General features: G+C 56.7%; 17 protein-coding genes. 9 read left to right on the top strand and 8 right to left on the bottom strand.

The genetic code is table 11. The annotated features are described in order from the left end of the window. Positions 1-493 precede the first annotated feature (493 nt). Together rcsD and rcsB are read left to right on the top strand one after the other, a co-directional pair. The gene (gene rcsD, locus N2K86_RS15055) at positions 494-3,166 is read left to right on the top strand and encodes a phosphotransferase RcsD (protein WP_260659145.1); all 2,673 of its coding nucleotides are present in this window, start codon (positions 494-496) and stop codon (positions 3,164-3,166) included. Positions 3,167-3,182: 16 nt separating this feature from the next. Continuing rightward, on the top strand, positions 3,183-3,833 hold the full coding sequence (gene rcsB / locus N2K86_RS15060) for a response regulator transcription factor RcsB (protein WP_003859405.1): 651 nt from the start codon (positions 3,183-3,185) through the stop codon (positions 3,831-3,833). Positions 3,834-3,945: 112 nt separating this feature from the next. On the opposite strand, the gene rcsC is transcribed toward rcsB, so the two are convergent. Next, positions 3,946-6,792, bottom strand: coding sequence for a two-component system sensor histidine kinase RcsC (gene rcsC / locus N2K86_RS15065; protein WP_260659146.1), 2,847 nt, complete (start codon positions 6,790-6,792; stop codon positions 3,946-3,948). Between the two features lie 135 nt (positions 6,793-6,927). Beyond that, positions 6,928-9,564 carry a DNA topoisomerase (ATP-hydrolyzing) subunit A gene (gene gyrA / locus N2K86_RS15070; protein ID WP_260659147.1) on the bottom strand — a complete coding sequence of 879 codons (2,637 nt, stop codon included), beginning with the start codon at positions 9,562-9,564 and terminating at the stop codon, positions 6,928-6,930. A 146-nt stretch (positions 9,565-9,710) separates the two neighbouring features. Between gyrA and ubiG the strand changes: the two genes are divergently transcribed. The 4 genes from ubiG (at position 9,711) to yfaE (ending at position 14,557) form a co-directional block, all read left to right on the top strand. Beyond that, positions 9,711-10,439, top strand: a complete 729-nt coding sequence (ubiG, locus tag N2K86_RS15075; protein WP_260659148.1) for a bifunctional 2-polyprenyl-6-hydroxyphenol methylase/3-demethylubiquinol 3-O-methyltransferase UbiG — start codon at positions 9,711-9,713, stop codon at positions 10,437-10,439. Between the two features lie 347 nt (positions 10,440-10,786). After that, positions 10,787-13,072 (top strand): class 1a ribonucleoside-diphosphate reductase subunit alpha, encoded by a 2,286-nt coding sequence (gene nrdA, locus N2K86_RS15080; protein ID WP_260659149.1) that lies wholly within the window; start codon positions 10,787-10,789, stop codon positions 13,070-13,072. Between the two features lie 100 nt (positions 13,073-13,172). Next, a complete protein-coding gene (gene nrdB / locus N2K86_RS15085; RefSeq protein ID WP_260659150.1) occupies positions 13,173-14,303 on the top strand; it encodes a class Ia ribonucleoside-diphosphate reductase subunit beta in 1,131 nt (376 codons plus the stop codon). Then, positions 14,303-14,557: a class I ribonucleotide reductase maintenance protein YfaE gene (gene yfaE / locus N2K86_RS15090; RefSeq protein ID WP_260659151.1), complete on the top strand. Its 255-nt coding sequence runs from the start codon at positions 14,303-14,305 to the stop codon at positions 14,555-14,557. Before nrdB ends, yfaE begins: the two co-directional genes overlap by 1 nt. A gap of 89 nt (positions 14,558-14,646) precedes the next feature. Here yfaE and glpQ read toward each other — a convergent pair whose 3' ends face one another. Both glpQ and glpT read right to left on the bottom strand, forming a co-directional pair. Further along, positions 14,647-15,702 carry a glycerophosphodiester phosphodiesterase gene (gene glpQ, locus N2K86_RS15095; RefSeq protein WP_260659152.1) on the bottom strand — a complete coding sequence of 352 codons (1,056 nt, stop codon included), beginning with the start codon at positions 15,700-15,702 and terminating at the stop codon, positions 14,647-14,649. An 11-nt stretch (positions 15,703-15,713) separates the two neighbouring features. Continuing rightward, positions 15,714-17,066 carry a glycerol-3-phosphate transporter gene (glpT, locus tag N2K86_RS15100; protein WP_260659153.1) on the bottom strand — a complete coding sequence of 451 codons (1,353 nt, stop codon included), beginning with the start codon at positions 17,064-17,066 and terminating at the stop codon, positions 15,714-15,716. Between the two features lie 251 nt (positions 17,067-17,317). Here glpT and glpA point away from each other — a divergent pair, with 251 nt between their 5' ends. Genes glpA through glpC form a run of 3 tightly spaced genes read left to right on the top strand, consistent with a single transcriptional unit; the run spans position 17,318 to position 21,340 of the window. Next, complete coding sequence (glpA, locus tag N2K86_RS15105; protein WP_260659154.1) at positions 17,318-18,946, top strand: anaerobic glycerol-3-phosphate dehydrogenase subunit A; 1,629 nt, start codon at positions 17,318-17,320, stop codon at positions 18,944-18,946. Beyond that, positions 18,936-20,153 (top strand): glycerol-3-phosphate dehydrogenase subunit GlpB, encoded by a 1,218-nt coding sequence (gene glpB / locus N2K86_RS15110; RefSeq protein WP_260659155.1) that lies wholly within the window; start codon positions 18,936-18,938, stop codon positions 20,151-20,153. The genes glpA and glpB overlap by 11 nt, the downstream gene beginning before the upstream one ends. Beyond that, positions 20,150-21,340 (top strand): anaerobic glycerol-3-phosphate dehydrogenase subunit GlpC, encoded by a 1,191-nt coding sequence (glpC, locus tag N2K86_RS15115; protein WP_260659156.1) that lies wholly within the window; start codon positions 20,150-20,152, stop codon positions 21,338-21,340. The genes glpB and glpC overlap by 4 nt, the downstream gene beginning before the upstream one ends. Positions 21,341-21,373: 33 nt before the next feature. On the opposite strand, the gene N2K86_RS15120 is transcribed toward glpC, so the two are convergent. The 4 genes from N2K86_RS15120 to tctD all read right to left on the bottom strand — a co-directional run bounded on the left by N2K86_RS15120 (position 21,374) and on the right by tctD (position 25,407). Next, on the bottom strand, positions 21,374-22,573 hold the full coding sequence (locus N2K86_RS15120; RefSeq protein ID WP_260659157.1) for a nicotinamide mononucleotide deamidase-related protein YfaY: 1,200 nt from the start codon (positions 22,571-22,573) through the stop codon (positions 21,374-21,376). A 94-nt stretch (positions 22,574-22,667) separates the two neighbouring features. Next, positions 22,668-23,207: a YfaZ family protein gene (locus N2K86_RS15125; protein ID WP_260659158.1), complete on the bottom strand. Its 540-nt coding sequence runs from the start codon at positions 23,205-23,207 to the stop codon at positions 22,668-22,670. Between the two features lie 129 nt (positions 23,208-23,336). Then, positions 23,337-24,746 (bottom strand): sensor histidine kinase, encoded by a 1,410-nt coding sequence (locus tag N2K86_RS15130; protein ID WP_260659159.1) that lies wholly within the window; start codon positions 24,744-24,746, stop codon positions 23,337-23,339. Beyond that, complete coding sequence (gene tctD / locus N2K86_RS15135) at positions 24,733-25,407, bottom strand: transcriptional regulator TctD (protein WP_260659160.1); 675 nt, start codon at positions 25,405-25,407, stop codon at positions 24,733-24,735. The genes N2K86_RS15130 and tctD overlap by 14 nt, the downstream gene beginning before the upstream one ends. Between the last annotated feature and the right edge of the window lie 11 nt (positions 25,408-25,418).

Genomic DNA, 25,418 nt, shown 5'->3' on the forward strand with positions numbered 1-25,418 from the left:
CAATAGATTATCTCAAACAGTATGACAGCACTGAATGACAAAACAAAAACGACCAATATCACTAAAATAACTCTCGCTATCATCATTAACTTTATTTATTACCGTCATTCAGCTTTGAATGTCTGTTTATCCCTAATTGAACCGGATGCCTCGCATTCGGTTTTTTTTTACCTTTCTTTACGCAATTATATTTTTCTTGTGCTACCGCCCCGAAATCGTAACGACTATTAACTAAATCAGTCTCTCACCCTTCGCAGACCCGCATCATTTCTACAAAACTCAATTTCTTGTTTATTCGTGCTATTCCCGGAAAGATGTCGATTTATATTTATACACTCCGCCGTCATTTGTACATATTTTACGCATAAAGCCTTGCCAACATTCTTCGTGGAAAAAGTCCGTCATTCTCAGACCATGACGCTGGAAATTCAGGTTTTACCCTTTATACTGCCGTATCCCCTTAAAGCACGGCCATCACGGGTTAACGATATCAATGAGTCAGACTGAAACTACCGCCCTGAGCAAATTCTCCCTCCTTCCGGGGAGCATCACCCGTTTCTTTCTTCTATTGATCGTTGTGCTGTTGGTCACGATGGGGGTCATGGTTCAAAGTGCGGTCAATGCCTGGCTGAAGGACAAGAGTTACCAGATCGTTGACATCACCCACGCGGTACACAAACGAATCGACACATGGCGCTATGCGACCTGGCAGATCTACGACAACATTGCCGCCGCGCCCGCCACCACCACCGGGGAAGGATTACAGGAGACACGCCTTAAGCAGGATGTGTATTATCTGGAAAAACCTCAGCGTAAGACAGAAGCCCTGATTTTCGGTTCACATGACAGCGCAACGCTTGAGATGACGCAGCGCATTTCAACCTATCTTGATACGCTCTGGGGCGCAGAGACCGTGCCCTGGTCGATGTACTACCTGAACGGTCAGGACAACAGCATGATCCTGATCTCTACCCTGCCGCTCAAAGACCTCTCATCCGGATTTAAAGAGACGACGGTAGGCAGCATTGTGGATTCACGCCGCGCAGAAATGTTGCAGCAAGCCAACGCCCTGGATGAGCGCGAGAGTTTCTCCTCGTTGCGTCGTCTGGCCTGGCAAAATGGGCATTACTTTACGCTGCGCACGACGTTTAACCAGCCGGGACACCTCGCAACCGTGGTGGCATTCGATCTGCCGATCAATGACCTGATCCCGCCGGACATGCCGCTGGACAGCTTCCGCCTGGAGCCTGACAACAGCACACAAAACCTACGCAACCCGCCGGATAAAGAAGGGGCAGAGAGCGTCTCAATTTCATTTAACGGCTCAAAAATTGAAATTGCGTCATCGTTAAATTCAACCGGCATGCGTCTGGTGTGGCAGGTGCCGTTTGGCACCTTGCTGCTTGATACATTGCAAAACATCCTGCTGCCGCTGCTGCTGAACATCGGTTTGCTGGCGCTAGCGCTGTTTGGCTACAGCACGTTCCGCTTCCAGCCGGGACGTCAGAGTGACACATCTGCTGTATCTGCGGGCACCAGTAATGAACTTCGCGTATTGCGCGCTCTGAATGAAGAGATTATTTCGGTCCTCCCGCTCGGGGTGCTTGTTCACGATCAGGAAGCCAACCGCACGGTGATGAGCAACAAGATTGCCGATCACCTTCTGCCCCACCTCAATCTGCAGAACATCACGGCGATGGCGGACCAGCACCAGGGCGTGATTCAGGCGACCATTAACAACGAGCTGTATGAGATCCGTCAGTTCAGCAGCCAGGTTGCTTCCCGTACGCAAATCTTTGTTATTCGCGATCAGGACCGTGAAGTGCTGGTCAACAAAAAGCTCAAGCAGGCGCAACGGCTTTACGAGAAAAACCAGCATGGCCGCACGGCGTTTATGCAAAATATCGGTGATGCGTTCAAACAACCGCTAAAAACGCTGGCCGCTCAGGCTGCTGGTCTGAATACGCCAGAAGGCCAGCAGTTGACGAGCCAGGCCGAGTCGCTGGTACGTATGTTCGACGAAATCCAGCTTGCAAACATGCTGGAAAATGACATCTGGAAAGGCACCCCAACGCTCTTTTCTATCCAGGATCTCATCGATGAAGTGGTTCCGGAGGTGCTCCCGGTCATTAAGCGAAAAGGGCTGCAGTTGCTGATCAACAACCGCCTCCCGGCGAATGACGAGCGTCATGGCGATCGCGAAGCGCTGCGTCGGATCCTGCTGATGCTGATCCAGTATTCGGTCACGACCACCCAGATCGGCAAGATCACTCTCGAAGTCGGCACCGACGAATCGACGGAGGATCGCCTGACGTTCCGTATTCTGGACACTGGTGAAGGCGTCACGGTAAGTGAAATTGATAATCTGCACTTCCCGTTCCTGAACGATACCCAGAGTGACCACTACGGCAAAGCGAATGCCCTCACCTTCTGGCTGTGCGATCAGCTGGCACGTAAACTGGGCGGTCATCTGAATATCAAGGCGCGTGAATCCCTCGGCACACGCTACTCGCTTCATGTCAAAATGGCGGCGAATCCACAGGAAGAAGATGAAGAACGCCTGCTGGATGATGTGGTGGTGATGGTTGATGTAACCTCAAACGAGATCCGCAATATCGTGGTTCGCCAGTTAGAAAACTGGGGTGCGGCCTGCATCACGCCGGACGAAAGGCTTGCGAGTCAAGAATTTGATCTATTTTTAACTGATAATCCGTCTAATCTTACTGCCACAGGCTTGCTTTTAAGCGATGATGAGCCAGGCGTGCGAAAAATCGGCCCAGGCCAGCTGCGCGTCAACTTTAATATAAGCAATGCGATGCAGGAAGCTGTACTACAACTTATAGAAGAGCAACTGGCGCAGGAAGAGATAGCGGAATCACCGTTAGGCGGCAATGAAAATGCCGAGCTCCATGCCAGCGGATACTATTCACTCTTTGTTGATACAGTACCAGATGATGTTAAGCGGTTGTATACTGAGTCCGCTGCGAATGATTTTGCAGCGCTGGCACAGACAGCACACCGGCTTAAAGGGGTGTTTGCCATGCTTAATCTGGTTCCCGGCAAGCAGTTATGTGAAACGCTGGAACATCTAATTCGTGAGAAAGATGCCTCTGGCATTGAAAAATACATCAGCGACATTGACACCTATGTCAAGAGCTTGCTGTAGCAAGGTAGCCTTATACATGAACAATATGAACGTAATTATTGCCGATGACCATCCGATTGTACTGTTCGGTATTCGCAAATCACTTGAACAGATCGAGTGGGTGAATGTAGTCGGTGAATTTGAAGACTCTACAGCACTGATCAATAACCTTCCTAAACTTGATGCACACGTGCTCATTACCGACCTGTCCATGCCTGGAGACAAATACGGTGATGGGATCACGCTCATCAAATACATTAAACGTCACTTCCCGGACATCTCGATCATCGTTCTAACCATGAACAACAACCCGGCGATTCTGAGCGCTGTGTTGGATCTGGATATCGAAGGGATTGTGCTGAAGCAAGGTGCGCCAACCGACCTGCCAAAAGCGCTCGCAGCGCTGCAGAAAGGCAAGAAATTCACGCCTGAAAGCGTCTCCCGCCTGCTGGAGAAAATCAGCGCGGGTGGCTATGGCGACAAGCGCCTGTCTCCAAAAGAGAGCGAAGTTCTGCGTCTCTTCGCAGAAGGTTTCCTGGTAACCGAGATTGCCAAGAAGCTGAACCGCAGTATTAAGACCATCAGCAGCCAGAAGAAATCAGCAATGATGAAGCTGGGTGTGGACAATGATATTGCGCTGCTCAACTATCTCTCCTCCGTCACGCTGAGTGCAACTGACAAAGATTGATCTCCGCTGTCCATGCCGGGTGGCGCTCACGCTTACCCGGCCTACAGACCCCGTAGGCCCGCGCAAGCGCAGCGCCGCCGGGCAAATAAAAAAGGCCCTTTCGGGCCTTTTTTTATATCCTCGTTTTTCGAACGCGTTCTGCGTAGATAGACAACGTCTGCTTCAATACGTCCAGCGTCACCGGCTTCGACAGGCAGCTGTCCATGCCAGACTCCAGACAGCGTTGCTTCTCTTCCGCCAGGGCGTTAGCCGTCACGCCAACAACCGGCAGCGTCAGGCCAAGCTGACGAATGCGCTGCGTCAGACGGTAGCCGTCCATATTTGGCATATTCACGTCGCTCAGCACGATATCAATATGGTTTTTACTCAGCACGTTCAGTGCATCGACGCCATCGTTGGCGGTTTTACACTGATATCCGAGCGAGCCAAGCTGGTCGGCCAGCAGGCGACGGTTAATCGGATGGTCGTCCACCACCAGAATCATCATATCGTCATTCATCGACGCCAGCGCATCCGGTGACGGGAGTGCCGTTGCGCCATCGCTGTCTTCAAGCTGTACGCTGTAAATGCGCGCCAATAGCCCTAACAGCTCATGCGGGGTCGCCACGCTGTGCACCCATTCCCCCGGCGCGCGCTCCAGCGGAATACCAATATGGCGACGGCAGAACATGATCACCCCTCTTCCCGGCCACGCGTGTTCCAGCATGTCGTCAGCGATCAGCATATCGTCCACGTCCGGGGTCTGGCCTTCATATCGGCATACCCGTACGCCGCTGTGGTTAAGCAGCGCCGTCAGATAATCATTGAGCGAAGCGTTATGCACCGCCAGCCAGCAGCGCTTGTCGCTCAGCCCATCGACCGTCGTTTTAGCCGGATACTGCGCCGAGTAGAGCGGAATCCGGATAGTGAACTGGCTTCCCATGCCCGGTTCGGTATCGACGGAGATATCCCCGTCCATCATGCTGATAAGCTTTTCACAAATCGCCAGACCCAGCCCGGTGCCCTGGAAGTTGCGCTGCACGCCCGTCCCGACCTGGAAGAACGGGTCGAACAGACGGACTACCTCCTTCGCCGGGATACCCACGCCCGTATCACGCACACGGATAGTCAGATAGTCCCCTACGCGGCAAACGTGAAGCACAATACAGCCGATATCGGTGAACTTGATGGCGTTGCTCAGCAGGTTGGATATGACCTGCTGCAGGCGCATCGGATCGCCGTGCAGCGTCAGCGGCACGTCCGGTTCGATAAAGCAGTACAGCCCCAGCTGTTTACGCACCACCAGCGGCAGATAGTTGGCGCTAATGTGGTTCATGACCTCGCGCGGGGAAAACTCGCGCGGCTCGATTTTCAGCTGCTCGGACTCAATTTTTGAGAAATCGAGAATATCGCTGATGATTTTCAACAACAGGCTTGAAGAGTTGTTCATCGCCGTGACCAGACGATCAACCCCTTTCGGTAACTCTTTCGTCTGCAGCAGATCGAGGTTACCGATGATCCCGTAAAGCGGCGTGCGCAGCTCGTGGCTTACGGTGGCAAGGAACATGGATTTAGACTGGCTGGCCTGCTCGGCAGCCTGCGCCATCTCCTGCAGCGACTCTTCCATTTTCACGCGTGCGGAGACATCAACCAGCACGCAAATGGCCACGTTTTCATTGCGATAGCGCGAATGCACAAAGCTGATTTGCAGGTTGGTGTGGGTGCTGGTCAGCACGTCAACAAAGTTAACCTGCTGCCCGCAGATAATCTGCGTCAACCGCTGCCTGTCCTCATGCGTCAGCATGTTCAGGTAGTTATGCGCCAGCTCGTTACTGAGGATATTGGTGCCGTCCTGGGTGCGCAGGATACAGATCCCCACCGGCGCAGAGGCGACAATCTTACGGTTGAACTGCTCATGTTCTTCGAGACGCTGGGCGTCTGCCTCTGCCGGAATAAATATCCGGCGCTCATACATGCGCGCCAGCATAAACAGCGCCACGCCCACCGCGATATTCAGCAAAATGGCATTCAGAATCAGGATACGAATGCGTTCGAGCACCATATCCACCGGCACCGAATAGACAATGCTGAGAGACGACGGCGGCAGACTTTTCTTCAACACCAGCTCGCGGAAACCGGAGGTGTAGCCAAACCACGACCGCTCCTGCATCCAGTGCGGATCAACGTTCAAACGGTTATCCGGCCCGGCGAGGGAGATCAGGGAATGACCGTTTTCATCGAGAATGGTCACCCCCATCGGCAGGCTGCCCGGCGTGAAGAAGTTTTCCATGCGGATGGTTTGTTCAATGCCCAGCAGCGCCTGAAGGCGGTTGCCCAGATACACCGGCGTCAGGGCATAGAAATAGCCCACGCCCGTGCGCGGGCCCTGGCTAATCCAGAAGATGTTATTCCCGCGCTCGTCCTGCGGCGCATTGCGGTATTTCACAATACGCTCATGCAGGCTTTTCAGCGCGTCATCGCGCTCTACGGGCATGTCGCGCAGGCCAAAATCGGCCATGCAGAGATTTTCGCTGCCAATCAGGTAGACGCGATTCAGGTCATAGGCCGCGGAGAAGTTGTCACGCCAGTAGCGCATAAACCACGCCAGCGATTCCAGCGAGCCGCGCCAGGTACTGCCCATTGCGGAACAGTCAGAGTCCGGGAACAGGGGCTCAAAGTCGGGCACTTCGGCTTTATCATTGCGCCCACGAATGGCAAGAATACCGTTTTCCGCCGTCAGGCGATTCTCGGCAATGTACTTCAGCTCCTTCATGACGTCAGAGGTGCGCTGAATGTAGCGCTGGGCCTGATCGGAGCTAAGATTAAACTCCTGGCGGATCTCCGCTTCTTTCTGGTGTAGCGCGTTAACGATGAAAAACACCGAGAACAGGGCCACCAGCAACCAAAGCAGTAGCGCCAGCGCCCGGAACAGATAGCGAGAGACTTTCAGCGTGGTACGAAAGGAGACGAGGTATTTCAAAGGGGCGAGGCTCCGCCATCGGGGTCAAAAAGAATGTGGTTAAGGTAGCGGTAAACGCGGCTTGTCGCAACGTTCACTTGTCTGCTTGTGCAAAAGAAAAGGGCCGGAAACCGGCCCTTTTAGCATCAGGAGACATTACTCGTCAGCATCATCCGCTGCATCTTCGTCGGTGTCCGCTTCCGGCGCGATTTCATCATCGCCTTCCGCTACCGTACCATCGATGGAGTCGAGTTCTTCGTCATCCACAGGCTCAGCAACACGCTGCAGGCCCACCACGTTTTCATCTTCCGCTGTACGGATGAGGATCACGCCCTGGGTGTTACGGCCTACCACGCTGATCTCAGATACGCGAGTACGCACCAGCGTACCGGCATCGGTGATCATCATGATCTGGTCGGCATCGTCCACCTGCACCGCGCCGACAACGGAACCGTTGCGCTCGGTCACTTTGATAGAGATAACGCCCTGCGTGCCACGGGACTTAGTCGGATATTCGCTTTCCGCTGTACGTTTACCGTAGCCGTTCTGCGTGACGGTCAGGATCGCCCCTTCGCCGCGTGGAACGATCAGGGAAACAACGGCGTCTTCACCCGCCAGTTTGATCCCACGAACGCCTGTTGCCGTACGGCCCATTGCGCGGACCGCGTTCTCTTTAAAGCGCACCACTTTACCGGCGGCAGAGAACAGCATCACTTCATCGGAACCGGAGGTCAGATCCACGCCGATCAGTTCGTCGCCTTCGTTCAGGTTCACGGCGATAATACCGGCCGAACGCGGACGGCTGAATTCGGTCAGCGCGGTTTTCTTCACGGTACCGCTCGCGGTCGCCATAAAGACGTTCACGCCCTCTTCGTACTCGCGTACTGGCAGAATAGCGGTGATACGTTCATTCGCTTCCAGCGGCAGCAGGTTGACGATTGGACGGCCACGCGCACCACGGCTTGCTTCCGGCAGCTGATAGACTTTCATCCAGTAGAGACGACCACGGCTTGAGAAGCAGAGGATCGTGTCATGGGTGTTCGCCACCAGCAGACGGTCAATAAAGTCTTCTTCTTTAATACGTGCCGCAGACTTCCCTTTACCGCCACGACGCTGTGCTTCGTAGTCGGTCAACGGCTGATACTTCACGTAGCCCTGGTGAGACAGGGTCACCACAACGTCTTCCTGGTTGATCAGGTCTTCGATGTTGATGTCCGCGCTGTTGGCGGTGATTTCAGTGCGACGCGCATCGCCGAACTGATCGCGGACCAGCTCCAGCTCTTCACGGATCACTTCCATCAGGCGCTCTGCGCTACCCAGGATATGCAGCAGCTCAGCAATCTGTTCCAGCAGCTCTTTGTATTCGTCGAGCAGTTTTTCATGCTCAAGGCCGGTCAGTTTCTGCAGACGCAGATCCAGAATCGCCTGTGCCTGCTGCTCGGTCAGATAGTACTGACCGTCGCGCACGCCGAATTCAGGCTCCAGCCACTCAGGACGCGCAGCGTCATCGCCCGCACGTTCCAGCATAGCGGCGACGTTGCCCAGTTCCCACGGACGCGCAATCAGGGCTGCTTTCGCTTCCGCCGGTGTCGGCGCACGGCGAATCAGCTCGATGATCGGGTCAATGTTTGCCAGTGCAACGGCCAGTGCTTCAAGGATGTGGGCACGGTCGCGGGCTTTGCGCAGTTCGAAGATAGTACGGCGAGTCACCACTTCACGGCGGTGGCGCACGAACGCGCTCAGGATCTCTTTCAGGTTCATGATCTTCGGCTGGCCATGGTGCAGTGCAACCATGTTAATACCGAAGGAGACCTGAAGCTGAGTCTGGGAGTACAGGTTGTTCAGCACAACCTCGCCCACCGCGTCGCGTTTAATTTCAATCACGATGCGCATACCGTCTTTGTCAGACTCGTCACGCAGCGCGCTGATGCCTTCAACGCGTTTTTCTTTTACCAGCTCGGCGATTTTTTCAATCAGACGCGCTTTGTTCACCTGATACGGGATCTCGTGAACGATAATGGTTTCACGGCCGGTTTTGGCGTCCGCTTCCACTTCGGCGCGGGCACGGATGTAAATCTTGCCGCGACCGGTGCGGTACGCTTCTTCAATGCCACGACGGCCGTTGATGATCGCCGCCGTCGGGAAGTCCGGGCCCGGGATGTGTTCCATCAGCCCTTCAATGCTGATCTCTTCATCGTCGATATAGGCCAGACAGCCGTTGATCACTTCGGTGATGTTGTGTGGCGGAATGTTGGTTGCCATACCGACCGCGATACCGGACGAACCGTTCACTAACAGGTTCGGGATCTTAGTTGGCATAACATCAGGAATGCGCTCGGTGCCGTCGTAGTTATCGACGAAATCAACGGTCTCTTTTTCCAGGTCGGCCATCAGCTCGTGGGCGATTTTCGACATACGGATTTCCGTATAACGCATCGCCGCCGCGGAGTCGCCGTCAACAGAACCAAAGTTACCCTGACCATCTACCAGCATATAACGCAAGGAGAATGGCTGCGCCATACGGACGATGGTGTCATAAACGGCGGTATCACCATGCGGGTGATATTTACCGATGACGTCACCCACGACGCGGGCAGATTTTTTATAGGCTTTATTCCAGTCATTGCCCAATACGTTCATGGCGTATAGTACGCGACGGTGTACCGGCTTAAGGCCATCGCGGACGTCCGGCAGCGCACGGCCAACAATGACCGACATCGCATAGTCCAGATAGGAGCTCTTCAGCTCTTCCTCGATGTTAACCGGTGTAATTTCTCTCGCAAGGTCGCTCATCTAACCGCTATCCCTCTACTGTATCCCGGATTCAAAGGTCGCAAATTATAACACAGCCGCGGTGATTGAGGTAAACCAATAAGCTTTATTCACCCGCGCGGGCTGATATACTCCTTTGTCTTGCTAAATAAGGAGTAAAAGCGCCCATGAATGCCGAAAAATCCCCGGTGGCTCACAACGTTGACCACGAAGAGATTGCCAAATTTGAAGCGGTGGCGTCCCGCTGGTGGGATCTCGAAGGTGAGTTCAAACCGCTGCATCGCATTAACCCGCTGCGTCTGGGCTATATCGCGGAGCGTTCCGGCGGTCTGTTCGGTAAGAAGGTGCTCGACGTCGGTTGCGGCGGCGGCATTCTGGCTGAGAGCATGGCGCGCGAAAGGGCCACCGTTACCGGCCTCGATATGGGCTTTGAACCGTTGCAGGTCGCCCGCCTTCACGCGCTGGAGTCCGGCATTCAGGTGGAATACGTGCAGGAAACCGTGGAAGAGCACGCGGCAAAACATGCCCATCAGTACGATATCGTGACCTGTATGGAGATGCTGGAGCACGTTCCAGACCCGCAGTCCGTGGTGCATGCCTGTGCAAAACTGGTGAAACCGGGTGGTCAGGTCTTCTTCTCGACCATCAACCGCAACGGAAAAGCCTGGCTGATGGCCGTTGTTGGCGCAGAATATGTGCTGCGCATGGTGCCCAAAGGCACGCACGACGTGAAGAAATTCATCAAGCCGGCGGAGTTATTAAGCTGGGTTGACCAGACGTGGCTCAAGGAGCAGCACATCACCGGCCTGCATTACAATCCATTAACGGATAAATTCAAGCTCGCACCGGGCGTAGATGTTAATTATATGTTGCACACAACCACCAAAAACACCTAACGTCATTCGTTATTCTTATAAAGATTGCGCGACATCATGTTGCGCAATTCTGACCTCTCGTTGAAGAAATCAGCACTCGATCAAATTTTGAATTTTTTTTCTTAATTATTGACAACTCGTCCAGGCCTTACGGTACGAGGACTTACGCTTTTTTACCCATTCACAACCTCAATTTAACGTCAAAATCAACCCTTGTGCTGAAATGATTCGATACTAGAATACTCACCATATAGCGTTTTTCTTATCGCAAACCCCCTATATGTAGTATTTATCCACAGAGTTAGTCACAAGACGGATCTGTGGATAAGCGGGGGATATTTTTTATTTCACGGACAGGTAAAACCCACATGAATCAGAGTCTGCTGGTGACAAAGCGCGACGGTACTACCGAGCGTATCAATCTGGACAAAATCCATCGAGTTCTCGACTGGGCAGCAGAAGGACTGAACAACGTATCTATCTCCCAGGTTGAACTGCGTTCTCACATTCAGTTCTACGACGGCATTAAAACGTCTGATATCCACGAAACCATTATCAAAGCAGCGGCAGATCTGATCTCCCGCGAAGCACCGGATTATCAGTACCTCGCTGCGCGTCTGGCCATCTTCCACCTGCGTAAGAAAGCCTACGGCCAGTTTGAGCCGCCGAAGCTGTACGATCACGTGGTGAAAATGGTTGAGCTGGGCAAATACGATACGCATCTGCTGGAAGACTATACGGAAGAAGAGTTCGAGCAGATGAACGAGTTTATCGATCACTGGCGCGACATGAACTTCTCCTACGCGGCGGTGAAGCAGCTCGAAGGTAAATACCTGGTTCAGAACCGTGTGACGGGCGAAATCTACGAGAGCGCCCAGTTCCTCTATATTCTGGTGGCCGCCTGCCTGTTCTCTAACTACCCGCGTGAGACCCGCCTCTCCTACGTGAAGCGTTTCTACGATGCGGTCTCCACGTTCAAGATTTCTCTGCCGACGCCAATCATGTCTGGCGTGCGTACCCCAACCCGTCAGTTCAGCTCCTGCGTACTGATCGAGTGTGGTGACAGCCTGGATTCCATCAACGCCACCTCCAGCGCCATCGTGAAATACGTTTCCCAGCGCGCCGGTATCGGCATCAATGCCGGTCGCATCCGTGCGCTGGGCAGCCCGATTCGCGGTGGTGAAGCGTTCCACACCGGCTGTATCCCGTTCTATAAGCACTTCCAGACGGCAGTAAAATCCTGCTCTCAGGGCGGCGTGCGCGGCGGTGCTGCGACGCTGTTCTACCCAATGTGGCACCTGGAAGTGGAAAGCCTGCTGGTTCTGAAGAACAACCGCGGCGTGGAAGGCAACCGCGTGCGTCACATGGACTACGGCGTGCAGATCAACAAGCTGATGTACACCCGTCTGCTGAAAGGTGAAGACATCACCCTGTTCAGCCCGTCCGACGTCCCGGGCCTGTACGACGCGTTCTTCGCCGATCAGGACGAGTTCGAGCGTCTGTACACCAAATACGAAAAAGACGACAGCATCCGTAAGCAGCGCGTGAAGGCGGTAGACCTGTTCTCCCTGATGATGCAGGAACGTGCTTCTACCGGCCGTATCTACATCCAGAACGTGGACCACTGCAACACCCACAGCCCGTTCGACCCGGTCGTCGCACCCGTGCGCCAGTCTAACCTGTGCCTGGAGATCGCTCTGCCAACCAAGCCGCTGGAAGACGTGAACGACGAAAACGGCGAAATCGCCCTGTGTACGCTGTCCGCGTTCAACCTGGGTGCAATTAAAACCCTGGACGAGCTGGAAGAGCTGGCCGTGCTGGCGGTTCGCGCGCTCGACGCCCTGCTGGATTACCAGGATTACCCAATCCCGGCGGCAAAACGCGGTGCAATGGGCCGTCGTACTCTGGGTATCGGCGTGATCAACTTCGCCTACTGGCTGGCGAAAAACGGCAAGCGTTACTCCGACGGCAGCGCTAACAACCTGACGCACCAGACGTTCGAAGCCATTCAGTACTACCTGATGAAAGCCTCCAACGAGCTGGCGAAAGAGCAAGGCGCGTGCCCGTGGTTCAACGAAACCACCTACGCGAAAGGCATTCTGCCGATCGACACCTATAAGAAAGACCTGGATGCGATCGTCAGCGAGCCGCTGCACCTCGACTGGGAAGGCCTGCGTGAGTCCATCAAGACCCACGGCCTGCGTAACTCAACGCTCTCTGCCCTGATGCCGTCCGAGACCTCTTCGCAGATCTCCAACGCCACCAACGGTATTGAACCGCCGCGCGGCCATGTCAGTATCAAAGCCTCGAAAGACGGCGTGCTGCGTCAGGTCGTACCGGACTACGAAACGCTGGGCAACAACTACGAGCTGCTGTGGGAAATGCCAAACAACGACGGCTACCTGCAGCTGGTGGGTATCATGCAGAAGTTTATCGACCAGTCGATCTCTGCCAATACCAACTATGACCCGACGCGCTTCCCGTCCGGCAAGGTACCGATGCAGCAACTGCTGAAAGACCTGCTGACCGCGTATAAGTTTGGCGTGAAAACCCTGTACTATCACAACACCCGTGACGGTGCGGAAGACGCGCAGGACGATATGGTGCCGTCAATTCAGGACGATGGCTGCGAAAGCGGCGCATGTAAGATCTAAGCACTTCGCCGGGTGGCGCTACGCTTACCCGGCCTACGGTTTTGTAGGCCCGGCAAACGCAGTGCCGCCGGGCAATAAAATCTCAACAGGACTCACCGCAATGGCATATACCACCTTTTCACAGACGAAAAACGACCAGCTCAAAGAGCCGATGTTCTTCGGCCAGCCGGTCAACGTGGCACGCTACGATCAGCAAAAATATGACATCTTCGAAAAGCTGATTGAAAAGCAACTTTCCTTCTTCTGGCGCCCGGAAGAAGTGGACGTTTCCCGCGACCGTATCGATTTCCAGGCGTTGCCGGATCACGAAAAGCATATCTTCCTCAGCAACCTGAAGTATCAGACGCTGCTGGACTCCATTCAGGGCCGTAGCCCGAACGTGGCGCTGCTGCCGCTGATCTCCATTCCTGAGCTGGAAACCTGGGTGGAAACCTGGGCGTTCTCCGAGACGATCCACTCCCGTTCTTACACCCACATCATCCGCAACATCGTGAACGATCCGGCGGTGGTGTTTGACGATATCGTCACCAACGAACAGATCCAGAAGCGCGCGGAAGGCATTGCGCACTACTACGACGAGCTGATCGAGATGACCAGCTACTGGCATCTGCTGGGCGAAGGCACGCACAACGTGAACGGCAAAACCATTACCGTGAACCTGCGCGCGCTGAAAAAGCAGCTGTACCTGTGCCTGATGAGCGTCAACGCGCTGGAAGCGATCCGCTTCTACGTGAGCTTCGCCTGCTCCTTCGCCTTTGCCGAGCGCAAGCTGATGGAAGGTAACGCCAAAATCATCCGCCTGATCGCCCGTGACGAAGCCCTGCACCTGACCGGGACTCAGCACATGCTGAACCTGCTGCGCAGCGGTACGGACGACCCGGAAATGGCTGCGATTGCCGAAGAGTGCAAGCAGGAATGCTACGATCTGTTCGTGCTGGCGGCCCAGCAGGAGAAAGAGTGGGCAGACTACCTGTTCCGCGACGGCTCCATGATTGGCCTGAACAAAGACATCCTGTGCCAGTACGTGGAGTACATCACCAACATCCGCATGCAGGCGGTCGGTCTCGACCTGCCGTTCCAGACGCGCTCTAACCCCATCCCGTGGATCAACACCTGGCTGGTGTCCGATAACGTGCAGGTCGCGCCGCAGGAAGTGGAAGTGAGTTCTTACCTGGTCGGGCAGATTGATTCTGAAGTCAACACCGACGACCTGAGCGACTTCCAGCTCTGATGAGCCGCGTAACGTTGAGTCTTTCTGGTACAGAAGTGATGTGCCAGGAAGAGCACCCTTCTCTGCTGGTGGCGCTTGAAGCCCATCAGGTTGAAGTGGAGTACCAGTGTCGTGAAGGCTATTGCGGCTCGTGCCGCTGCCGTCTGGTCGCAGGCCAGGTGGACTGGCTGACCGAACCGCTGGCCTTTATCAACGAAGGGGAAATTTTGCCCTGCTGCTGCCGGGCAAAAGGCGATATTGAGATTGAGATGTGATGGTGTCGGGTGGCGCTTCGCTTACCCGACCTACAAAACCACAGTTCGTAGGCCGGGTAAGGCGCAGCCGCCACCCGGCAATTTCAGCGTTAATCTTTCAAAAAGCTCACCGCTTTATCCGGGAAATCCGTAAACAACCCGTCCACGCCCGCCTGGTTATACAACACCTCATAAAGCTGATTCACATCCGTGGCATACTCCGGCAACTGGTCTGCACGCACCGTATACGGATGCACCTGCATCTTGCTGGCGTGCGCCTCATTCACCATCGCCGTCAGCTTCACGTGGCCCGGCGCTGAGCCTTCCGCCACCAGCATGTGGTAATCCGGCCCAATGCCGTCGGCGTACTGCGCAATCTGCTTCATCGCGCCCGGCTTAAACATCCAGTCGTAGTTATAGTTCACCCACTTGCCGTCCGGCTGCTTCTCCTGGGTTTCATTCCAGTCGGTGTAGGCAATCAGCTGTACCAGATTGAGATCCATCCCCATCTTCGGCTCCAGCTCGGTTTTGATGCGCTTCAGCTCGGCGGCGTCAAAACACTGCAGGTAAACTTTGTCCTTCTTGCTGGTGTAGCCGTACTGTTTCAGTACCTCCAGCGTCTTCGCGGCAATATCCTTCCCTTCCTGATGGTGGAACCACGGCGCTTTGATTTCAGGATAGATTCCAATGTTTTTACCGGTTGAGTGGTTCAGCCCCTGAACAAACTCAATCTCTTCCTGGAAGGTATGAATGCGGAAGTCAGATTTGCCCATCGGGAAACGTCCCGGATAGACCTGCACCTTCTTGCCGTTTTCAATCTCGAAGCCTTCGGTAAACTTCAGGGAACGGATCTCCGCCAGCGTGAAGTCGATGGCGTAGTAGCGGCCATCTTTTCGCGCGCGGTCCGGGAAACGCTCCGCCACGTCCGTCACGCGGTCCAGATAGTGGTCATGCAGAACAACCAGCTGGTCGTCCTTCGTCATCACCAGATCCTGCTCCAGGTAATCCGCCCCCTGCGCATAGGCCATCGCTTTTGCCGGCAGCGTATGCTCTGGCAGATAGCCGCTCGCACCGCGGTGGGCAATAACGATTTTATCCGCCGCCAGCGCGGAGCCTGTCATCAGGCCCGCCAACAGCAGGCCAGTCGCTAACTGAGTTAATTTCATCACAAAGCTCCTTATTGACGACGCGCCAGCACTTCCGCGTGGTGACGTTTTTCACCGATCATCACCACAATCAGCAGCAGAACCGCCAGCACGCTGCCGCCGATCATCACCATAAACCCGCCGTCCCAGCCGAAGAAGTCAACGGTGTAGCCCACGATGGCGCTCGCCGCGACCGAACCGCCGAGGTAGCCGAACAGGCCGGTAAAGCCCGCCGCCGTACCTGCTGCTTTTTTCGGTGCCAGCTCCAGGGCATGCAAGCCGATCAGCATCACCGGACCGTAAATCAGGAAGCCGATAACGATCATGCAGGCCATATCTACTGATGGGTTGCCCGGCGGGTTGAGCCAGTAAACGACGGTGGCAATGGTCACCAGGGTCATAAAGAACACGCCCGTCGCACCGCGGTTGCCTTTAAACACCTTGTCCGACATCCAGCCGCAAAGCAGCGTGCCCGGGATCCCGGCATATTCATACAGGAAATAGGCCCAGGAGGATTTATCCAGCGCGAAGTGCTTCACCTCTTTCAGGTAGGTTGGCGACCAGTCGAGGATGCCGTAGCGCAGCAGGTAAACGAACACGTTGGCGACCGCGATGTACCACAGCAGCTTGTTGGGCAGCACGTACTTCATGAAGATCTGTTTTGCGGTCAGCTCTTCTTCGTGCTCTTTGCTGTAATCATCCGGATAGTCGTTTTTGTACTCTTCAATCGGCGGCAGGCCGCAGGACTGAGGCGTGTCGCGCATCAGCGCGAAAGCGATAATCGCCACGACGATGGCGCCGAAGGCGGGCATATACAGCGCGGCTTTCCAGTCGTTAAACCAGGCCATCCCCAGCAGGAAAAGCAGAGGCGGAAGCCCACCACCGACGTTATGGGCACAGTTCCACACCGACACGATACCGCCGCGCTCTTTCTGCGACCACCAGTGCACCATGGTACGTCCGCACGGCGGCCACCCCATTCCCTGGAACCAGCCGCAGAGGAACAGCAGCACGAACATAATCGCAATACTGGACGTCGCCCACGGCACAAAGCCCATGAACAACATCACCGCAGCGGCCAGAATCAGACCGGCAGGCAGGAACACGCGCGGATTCGAGCGATCCGACACCGAGCCCATGATGAATTTAGAAAAACCGTAGGCGATGGAGATCCCGGACAGTGCGAACCCCAGATCGCCGCGGGAGAAGCCCTGCTCCACCAGATAGGGCATGGCGAGCGCAAAGTTTTTACGCACAAGGTAGTACGCCGCGTACCCGAAGAAGATCCCCAGGAAGATTTGCCAACGCAGACGGCGGTAAAGCGGATCAATTTCTGCCTCTGGCAGACGCGCCCGATGCGACGCGGGTTTGAAGATACTGAGCATGACAGCCTCCGTGGCCTTGAATTGAATGGGCAGGTGGCTCGCACCTGAATTCCAGTGGCGGGATGTTAAGAAATCGCAGTGATTGTTACTGTGAATCAACGCACAGATTGTTACAGAAATATGACAGAATGCGCAAAAAAGCGCATGAAATCACGTTTCACTTTCGAATTTCGCGCGTTTATGTTCGAAATCAAACAAACCACACAATTGATATGGCTAAATGATAAAAAAACGAACATAGAGGGTAAACAATGACCATTCACGATCCTCGTTATAGCGATGTGATAATCATTGGTGGTGGTGCAACCGGCGCCGGGATCGCTCGCGACTGCGCCCTGCGCGGCCTGAGCGTCACGCTTCTGGAGCGTCATGACATTGCCACAGGCGCAACCGGGCGTAACCACGGCCTGCTGCACAGCGGTGCGCGGTATGCGGTCACCGACGGTGAATCCGCGCGCGAATGTATTGCTGAAAACCAAATCCTCAAGCGCATCGCCCGCCACTGCATTGAGCCGACCGACGGCCTCTTTATTACCCTGCCCGAAGATGACCTCGCTTTTCAGAAGACCTTTATTACCGCCTGCACCACAGCGGGCATTCAGGCTGAGGCCATGGATCCTGCACTGGCGCGACGGCTGGAACCGTCGGTTAACCCGGCGCTTATTGGCGCGGTAAAAGTACCTGACGGCACCGTCGACCCGTTCCGCCTGACGGCCGCCAATATGCTGGACGCCCGCGAGCACGGCGCGCGCATTCTGACCGGGCACGAAGTGACCGGGCTTATCCGCGAAGGTCATCGCATCTGTGGCGTGCGGCTCCTTGATACGCAGTACAACGAACACAGCGAGCTGTATGCCGCCGTAGTGGTCAACGCGGCGGGGATCTGGGGGCAGCGCATTGCGGAATACGCCGACCTGTCGGTGCGCATGTTCCCGGCGAAAGGCTCGCTGCTGATCCTCGACCACCGCATCAATAACCACGTGATCAACCGCTGCCGCAAACCGTCCGACGCCGATATCCTCGTCCCGGGCGACACCATTTCGTTAATCGGTACCACCTCAACCCACGTCGACTACAGCGAGATTGACTACAACCGCGTGACCGCCGAAGAGGTCGACATCCTGCTGCGCGAAGGGGAAAAACTCGCGCCGGTGATGGCGCAGACGCGTATTCTTCGCGCTTACGCGGGCGTGCGTCCGCTGGTCGCCAGCGACAACGATCCGAGCGGGCGCAACGTCAGCCGGGGCATCGTGCTGCTCGATCACGCCGCGCGCGACGGCATGGACGGGTTTATCACCATCACCGGCGGCAAGCTGATGACCTACCGCCTGATGGCCGAATGGGCGACCGATGCCGTCTGCCGCAAGCTGGGGAATACCGAAGCATGCGTGACGGCAGACCAGCCGCTGCCCGGCTCGCGGCAGTCCACCGAAAAAACCCTGCAAAAAATCATCTCCCTGCCCGCGCCGCTGCGCGGATCCGCGATTTACCGCCACGGTGACAGAACGCCACAGTGGCTCGGTGAAGGACGACTGAGCCGCAGCCTGGTGTGCGAGTGCGAAGCCGTCACCGCCGGCGAGGTGCAGTACGCGGTGGAGAGCCTGACGGTCAACAGCCTGCTCGATCTTCGCCGCCGCACCCGCGTGGGCATGGGCACCTGCCAGGGCGAGCTGTGCGCCTGTCGTGCCGCCGGTCTGCTGCAGCGTTTTCACACCACCACCGCCACCCAGTCGCTCGATCAGCTCAGCGCGTTTTTAAACGAGCGCTGGAAAGGCATTCAACCTGTCGCCTGGGGGGACGCCCTGCGCGAAAGCGAATTTACCCGCTGGGTCTACCAGGGGCTTTGCGGTCTTGAGAAGGAGCAACACGATGAAATTTGATACCGTGATTGTCGGCGGCGGGCTGGCAGGCTTGCTCTGCGGCATCAAACTCACGAAGCAAGGGCTGCGCTGTGCCATTATCACCCGCGGTCAGAGCGCCCTGCACTTCTCATCGGGATCGCTGGATCTGGTGGACGAAACGTACCGCGATAAGCTGCCGCCTGAGCATCCCTATCACCTGACTGGCGCACACAACGTTGACCGTTTTGCGCTGGAAACCGAGGCGCTGCTGGCGGACTGCGGCGCGCGTTTGAAGGGAAGCGCCAGGCAAAATCACCAGCGCGTCACGCCGCTCGGCACCCTGCGCTCCGCGTGGCTCAGCCCGGAGGAGGTGCCCGTAGCTCCCATCACTGCCGCGCGCGTGCGGGTGGTGGGCATTAGCGGCTTTCTGGATTTTCAGCCCCATCTCGCGGCGGCGTCACTTCGTCGCCAGGGCGTTAACGCCGAAACGGCAGAGATAGAACTGCCTGAACTGGATGTCCTGCGCGATAACCCGAGCGAGTTCCGCGCGGTGAATATCGCCCGTTTTCTGGATAACGAGGACAAATGGCCGCTGCTGTATGACGCTCTCAGGCCGCTCGGCGAAGCCTGCGATGCCCTGTTGATGCCCGCCTGCTTTGGTTTAAACGACAACCGGCTCTGGCGCTGGCTGTCCGATCGTCTGCCCTGCTCGCTCGGCCTGCTGCCTACGCTTCCCCCTTCCGTGCCGGGCATTCGTCTGCACACCCAGCTCCAGCGCCAGTTTGTTGCGCAGGGTGGCGTATGGATGGCGGGCGATGAGGTGAAAAAAATCACCCTGACCGACGGCGCGGTGAGCGAAATCTGGACGCGGAACCATGATGATATTCCGCTCCGCGCGCGCTACGCGGTATTGGCAAGCGGCAGTTTCTTCAGCAACGGGCTGCTGAGCACACGCGACGGCATCCGGGAAGCCATTATGGGGCTGGATGTCCGACAGAGCGCTTCCCGTGCGGACTGGTATCAGAGTGATTTCTTCACGCCGCAGCCCTGGCAGCAGTTCGGCGTCATCGCCGATACGCATCTGCACCCGCAGCTTTCCGGTAAATCAATCGGCAATCTCTTCGCCATCGGCTCCGTACTGGGTGGATACGATCCCATCGCACAGGGCTGTGGCGGCGGGGTTTGCGCCGTCACGGCGCTTCACGTTGCAGAGCAGATTATTCAGCGCACGGAGGCTGCACAATGAACGACACCCGTTTCGAAAGCTGCATCAAATGCACGGTCTGCACCACCGTCTGCCCGGTCAGCGGCGTGAATCCACGCTATCCCGGTCCGAAGCAGGCCGGGCCGGACGGCGAGCGCCTGCGTCTGAAGGACGGCAAGCTGTACGACGAGGCGCTGAAATACTGCATCAACTGCAAACGCTGCGAAGTGGCCTGCCCGTCGGATGTTAAAATCGGCGATATCATCCAGCGCGCCCGCGCGCGCTACAGCACGCAGAAACCCACATTACGCGATGCGATCCTGAGCCATACCGACCTGATGGGCAGCGTCTCGACACCATTTGCTCCGCTGGTGAATGCCGCGACCTCTCTCAAACCGGTGCGCCAGCTGCTGGATGCCACGCTTAAAATCGACCATCACCGCAGCCTGCCGAAATATTCCCACGGCACCTTCCGCCGCTGGTACAAATCCGTCGCGGCGGAACAGGCGCAGTACGCCGACCAGGTGGCCTTCTTCCACGGCTGTTACGTAAACTACAACCATCAGCAGCTGGGTAAAGATCTGCTAAAAGTGCTGAACGCCATGGGAACGGGCGTTCAGTTACTGAACAAGGAGAAGTGCTGCGGCGTCCCGCTGATTGCCAACGGATTTACCGATAAAGCGCGTAAGCAGGCGAAAAGTAACGTCTCGTCACTGCGCGAAGCCATCGTCGACAAGGGGATCCCGGTACTGGCCACCTCGTCCACCTGCACCTTTACGCTGCGCGATGAGTATCCGCACCTGCTGGATGTCGATAATACCGGACTGCGCGAGCATATTGAGCTGGCAACGCGCTTCCTGTGGCGCAAGCTGGACGGCGGACAGACGCTGCCGCTGAAGGCATTACCGCTGAAGGTGGTCTATCACACGCCGTGTCATATGGAAAAAATGGGCTGGTCGCTCTATACGCTGGAGCTGCTGCGGCTTATTCCGGGGCTGGAGCTGACGGTGCTGGACTCGCGCTGCTGCGGGATTGCGGGCACCTACGGCTTTAAGCGTGAAAACTACGAAACGTCGCAGGCGATTGGCGCCCCGCTGTTCCGCCAGATTGAAGAGAGCGGCGCGGATATCGTGGTAACGGATTGCGAAACCTGCAAGTGGCAGATTGAGATGTCCACAAGCCTTCGCTGCGAACATCCCATTACCCTGCTGGCGAAAGCGCTGGGGTAAGCATTGCCGGGGCGAGAGCCCCCGGCAAACGCATCATTCGATGAACAGCGACTCCACGACGTTAATCCAGCCGTGCTCGCTGGCCACCTCTTTACCGTGAAGCCAGCGGCGCAGCATGTTCAGCGCCATCATCGCGCAGACCTCCTGACGCACCGCCAGGCTGTGGCGCGTGATGCTCATTTTCACCCGCAGCGCATGCGTACCTTCCGGCGTCGCCAGCGCAAAATTAAGATGTTCCTCATCCAGCCCGCCCACAAACATCGCCAGACCAGCAAAGTGTTTCACCCTGCGTTCTGACGCCCAGCGCGCGGTCTGCGCCAGCGTCTCCTGCTGGAACGGCACCACTTCACTGGCGAGCAGCGGCGCATTCACGCGGGAAAGCTGCAGCGCCAGCAGGCCGCCGGTGAACTGTTCACTTAGGGTGACGCTCAGCTGACGGGACTGAAGGCTCTGGGCAATCTGCGCGGGCAGCCCTTCCGTGCCTTCAAAGATCAGGCTCTCGCCCGCGACGCGCTGCACTTCAGGCCACAGCGCCAGCATGGCGGCTTTTTCCGTCGCCGGGCCGGTCAGCTTGAGTTCGATAATTGGCATCGACGAACGGTAGCCCATCGAGACCCCCGGCGGCAGCTGCAGGTGGTCAAGGCTCTGGGCCAGGTCGCTTTCCGAGCGGCCAAAGGTGGTCAGGCGCAGACACAGCGGCGGCTCAGGCAGCGTAAAGCGCGCGCGCAGGCGCGGCAGGATTTGCTGCTCGACCATCACTTTAAATTCAGAAGGCACGCCGGGAGTGAAGAACATCAGGCAGCGGTTAAGCTGAACGGCGAATCCGCAGGCGGTACCGACCGGGTTATCAACCAGTTCCGCACTGGCCGGGATTTCAGCCTGCTTGCGGTTGCTGGGTGCCATCACGCGGCCGCGATCGGAGAAGAAGCGTTCCATCTGCGCCAGCCACGCCTCGTGCAATACCAGCCCCTCGCCTTTCGCGGTGGCGGCAGCCAGTGCGCTGAGATCGTCGCTGGTGGGGCCGAGTCCACCATTCACAATCAACACGTCGCAGTGCTCGCTGCGCTCGCGAAGAACGTTCACCAGTGACTCAAGATTGTCGCCCACGGTGTTGCGGCGCGTTAACGGTAATCCTTGCTCAAAGAATAAATCGGCAAGCCAGGCTGCATTGGTGTCAATAATTTGCCCATGCAGCACTTCGTCGCCGGTGGATAACATCTCCACGTTAATCATTGTGTTCTCCCGCTTATATGGTCGAAACACTATAGCGCAATTGAATGGGGGGAGCAGAGAGAAACTGGCGCGACAGAACGCCGCGCCGAAGAGATTAGAAGCCTGCGCTCACGCCCACGTAAGGGCCATCAGCCAGCGCGTTGTCGCGGTTGCCGTCTTTACCAGCCAGGTTCAGATAGCGATAACCCGCTTCGATAGTGATCGGACGCATGATAGTCCAGCGCGCACCGGCATTGGCTTCTTCATAGCTTTCGATACCGCTGGAGAGCGAATCCGGGGAGTAGTAGTACTCGCCGAAAAGACCGAAGCTGTCGCCAATTTTCCACTGCAGGCCGCCGCCGACCGCCGCTGCGTAGCCTTCGTCACCGTCGTTCGGGTTGGTGTAGATCCCTTTACCGCCTACGGTCGCCAGGAATGGCCCCAGCGGAATGTTCAGACCGAGGCCGAGGCTTGCCGCATCGCCGTCGTCATCGTTATGCGTCCAGCCGCCGGTCATCGCCAGGCCGGAAGTTTCCGTGCCCAGACCAAAGCCCAGATGGGTGTAATCCTCACCTGCCGAGCCGTTGAAGGAAATAGCGTTGGCCGCTGCCGAAACAAATATCAGGCCTAAGCCCATTAATGCCACTTTTTTCATTGTCGTGATCCCGCACAATTTATAGATAATAAATCCCAAAACCGCGCGATTTTAACCTGCCTCACTGCGGGATCAAGCACTCTGCGTGCGTCAGACAATTAGTTTGTAACGATTTGATAATATCTGCCTTCATCCCATCAGCAGAAAGCGCATTTTCACACTCAGCCCGCCTAAATGTTCACTGCGAGACAGTTGCAGATGGCTGCGGTGCAGCCGGGCAATATCGCTCGCCAGCGCCAGCCCGATACCGGACCCAGCCGCGTCACCGACGTTATCCAGACGGCGAAACGGCAGCATAGCCTGCGGGATCAGATTTTCCGCAATCCCCGGCCCGCTGTCTTCCACGCTCAGGTCAACCGCGCCGTTATCCACGCGCAGGTAAACCGTTACGATCCCCTGCTCCGGTGTGTATTTGATGGCGTTCTCCAGCAGGTTTGCGCACAGCTCGCCCAGCAAAACCTCATCGCCTTCGACGATCATCGGCTGCTGCTCACCGTCATACCCCAGGTCAATCGCTTTGCTGCGCGCCTGCGCCAGCCGTGAAAAGCAACAATTCTGCACCACCTGCACCAGATCCACCGGGGTAAACTGCCGCTCCCCCTGCTCTTTTCGCTTCACCGCCGAAAGCTGAAGCAGGCGTTCAGTCAGCACAATGGTGTTATCCAGCGTCACATTCATCGCCCGTAAACTCTCCTGCCACAGCGCCGGATCGTCCCGCGTCAGCGCCACCGAGACCTGCGTTTTGAGCACCGCCAGCGGTGTTTTGAGCTGGTGAGAGGCATCGGCATTGAAGCGCTCCTGCCGCGACAGCACTCCACGCAGTCGGTCAATATAGCGGTTGAAGGCCACAATCAGCAGGCGCGTTTCTGACCAGGGTAGTAGCTCAGGCAGCGGAGACAGCAGCCCCGGCTCCCGACGCACCATGAGCGAGGACAGCTGGCGCATCGGGCGCAGCACGCGACGCAACAGCCAGGCGGTTAAGATCAGCGTCAGCAGGACCAGCAGCCCCTGAGATACCCAGGACGAAAAGAGCAGCTGGCTGGCAAGATAGCGACGGGACTGCAGCGTTTCAGCGACATAGATCTCCGCCATCCCGACGACGTTATCTTCGTTGATGGGCTGAAGCAGCTTCGCCACGCGAATCGCCTGCCCGCGATACTCGGTGTGATAAAACCAGGCCAGCGCCGGGTAGAGCGTAGTGCGCGAGGTTGAAGGGGGCATCATCGGCAGGTCGTCGTAGCCGGAGATCACCCGTCCGGCGGGGTCGACCACCTTGTAATACAGCCTGTCATTCATGTTGAGCTCAAAGCTGTCGAGCACCACCCAGGGCACATTCACCTGCAGCTCGCCATTATGCACTTCAAGCCGCTCAGAGATCGTACGCGCCGACGACAACAGCGTGCGGTCGTAAGCCTGCGTCGCCGCTTGCAGGGCGCTGACGTAGCTGTTAAACGCTGATAACCCCCATAACAACAGCAGCGGTAAACCCAGAAACAGCAGAAGTTGCAGATAAAGGGACTGCGGTTTAGCCCACTTCATCGCCACACTCCAGCACATACCCCAGCCCGCGCAGGGTGGTAATCTTCACCCCGCTGCCGCTCAGTTTTTTGCGCAGACGATGGATGTAGAGATCGATGCTCTCCGGACTCACATCGTCGTTCAGGCTAAAAATCTGGTCGAAAAGCTGCTGGCGGGAGACGGGCCGGGTCCGGCGGTGCATCAGCACCTTCAGCAGGGAGAGCTCGCGCGGCGTCAATGAGAGCGGTTCATCGTGCAGCAGAAAAAAACCGTCATCGTCGTATTCCAGCGCCCCCAAAAGCTGACGCTCCTGGGTTCGCCCTTCGCTTCTGCGCAGCAGCGCGCGCAGCCGCGCATCAAGTTCTTCCAGCTCAAAAGGCTTCGGCAGATAGTCATCCGCCCCGGCGTTCAGTCCTTTCACCCTGTCCGCCACGTTGCTGCGGGCAGTGAGAAACAGCACGGGAAGCGTCTGCCCGCGCTTTCGCAGACGATGGACCACCTCCAGCCCGTCGAATCCGGGCATGCCGATATCCAGAATAGCGACAGCATAGTTTTCTCCCTGCAACAGATGGTCGGCCGCCCGCCCGTCATTAACGCAGTCCACGGCAAAGCCTCCCTGCACCAGCGCTTTCTCCAGCCAGTGAGCCAGCTCACGATTATCTTCCGCCAGTAAGAGACGCATATCACATCCTG

It is taken from the genome of Enterobacter mori (assembly GCF_025244905.1).
In the GTDB taxonomy this organism is placed as follows: domain Bacteria; phylum Pseudomonadota; class Gammaproteobacteria; order Enterobacterales; family Enterobacteriaceae; genus Enterobacter; species Enterobacter mori_A.

Excerpts from the sequence above, each read along its gene's own strand:
- rcsD (WP_260659145.1), top strand. The coding sequence starts at position 494 with ATGAGTCAGACTGAAACTACCGCCCTGAGCAAATTCTCCCTCCTTCCG.
- rcsB (WP_003859405.1), top strand. The coding sequence starts at position 3,183 with ATGAACAATATGAACGTAATTATTGCCGATGACCATCCGATTGTACTG.
- gyrA (WP_260659147.1), bottom strand. The coding sequence starts at position 9,564 with ATGAGCGACCTTGCGAGAGAAATTACACCGGTTAACATCGAGGAAGAG.
- ubiG (WP_260659148.1), top strand. The coding sequence starts at position 9,711 with ATGAATGCCGAAAAATCCCCGGTGGCTCACAACGTTGACCACGAAGAG.
- nrdA (WP_260659149.1), top strand. The coding sequence starts at position 10,787 with ATGAATCAGAGTCTGCTGGTGACAAAGCGCGACGGTACTACCGAGCGT.
- nrdB (WP_260659150.1), top strand. The coding sequence starts at position 13,173 with ATGGCATATACCACCTTTTCACAGACGAAAAACGACCAGCTCAAAGAG.
- yfaE (WP_260659151.1), top strand. The coding sequence starts at position 14,303 with ATGAGCCGCGTAACGTTGAGTCTTTCTGGTACAGAAGTGATGTGCCAG.
- glpQ (WP_260659152.1), bottom strand. The coding sequence starts at position 15,702 with ATGAAATTAACTCAGTTAGCGACTGGCCTGCTGTTGGCGGGCCTGATG.
- glpT (WP_260659153.1), bottom strand. The coding sequence starts at position 17,066 with ATGCTCAGTATCTTCAAACCCGCGTCGCATCGGGCGCGTCTGCCAGAG.
- glpA (WP_260659154.1), top strand. The coding sequence starts at position 17,318 with ATGACCATTCACGATCCTCGTTATAGCGATGTGATAATCATTGGTGGT.
- glpB (WP_260659155.1), top strand. The coding sequence starts at position 18,936 with ATGAAATTTGATACCGTGATTGTCGGCGGCGGGCTGGCAGGCTTGCTC.
- glpC (WP_260659156.1), top strand. The coding sequence starts at position 20,150 with ATGAACGACACCCGTTTCGAAAGCTGCATCAAATGCACGGTCTGCACC.
- N2K86_RS15120 (WP_260659157.1), bottom strand. The coding sequence starts at position 22,573 with ATGATTAACGTGGAGATGTTATCCACCGGCGACGAAGTGCTGCATGGG.
- N2K86_RS15125 (WP_260659158.1), bottom strand. The coding sequence starts at position 23,207 with ATGAAAAAAGTGGCATTAATGGGCTTAGGCCTGATATTTGTTTCGGCA.
- N2K86_RS15130 (WP_260659159.1), bottom strand. The coding sequence starts at position 24,746 with ATGAAGTGGGCTAAACCGCAGTCCCTTTATCTGCAACTTCTGCTGTTT.
- tctD (WP_260659160.1), bottom strand. The coding sequence starts at position 25,407 with ATGCGTCTCTTACTGGCGGAAGATAATCGTGAGCTGGCTCACTGGCTG.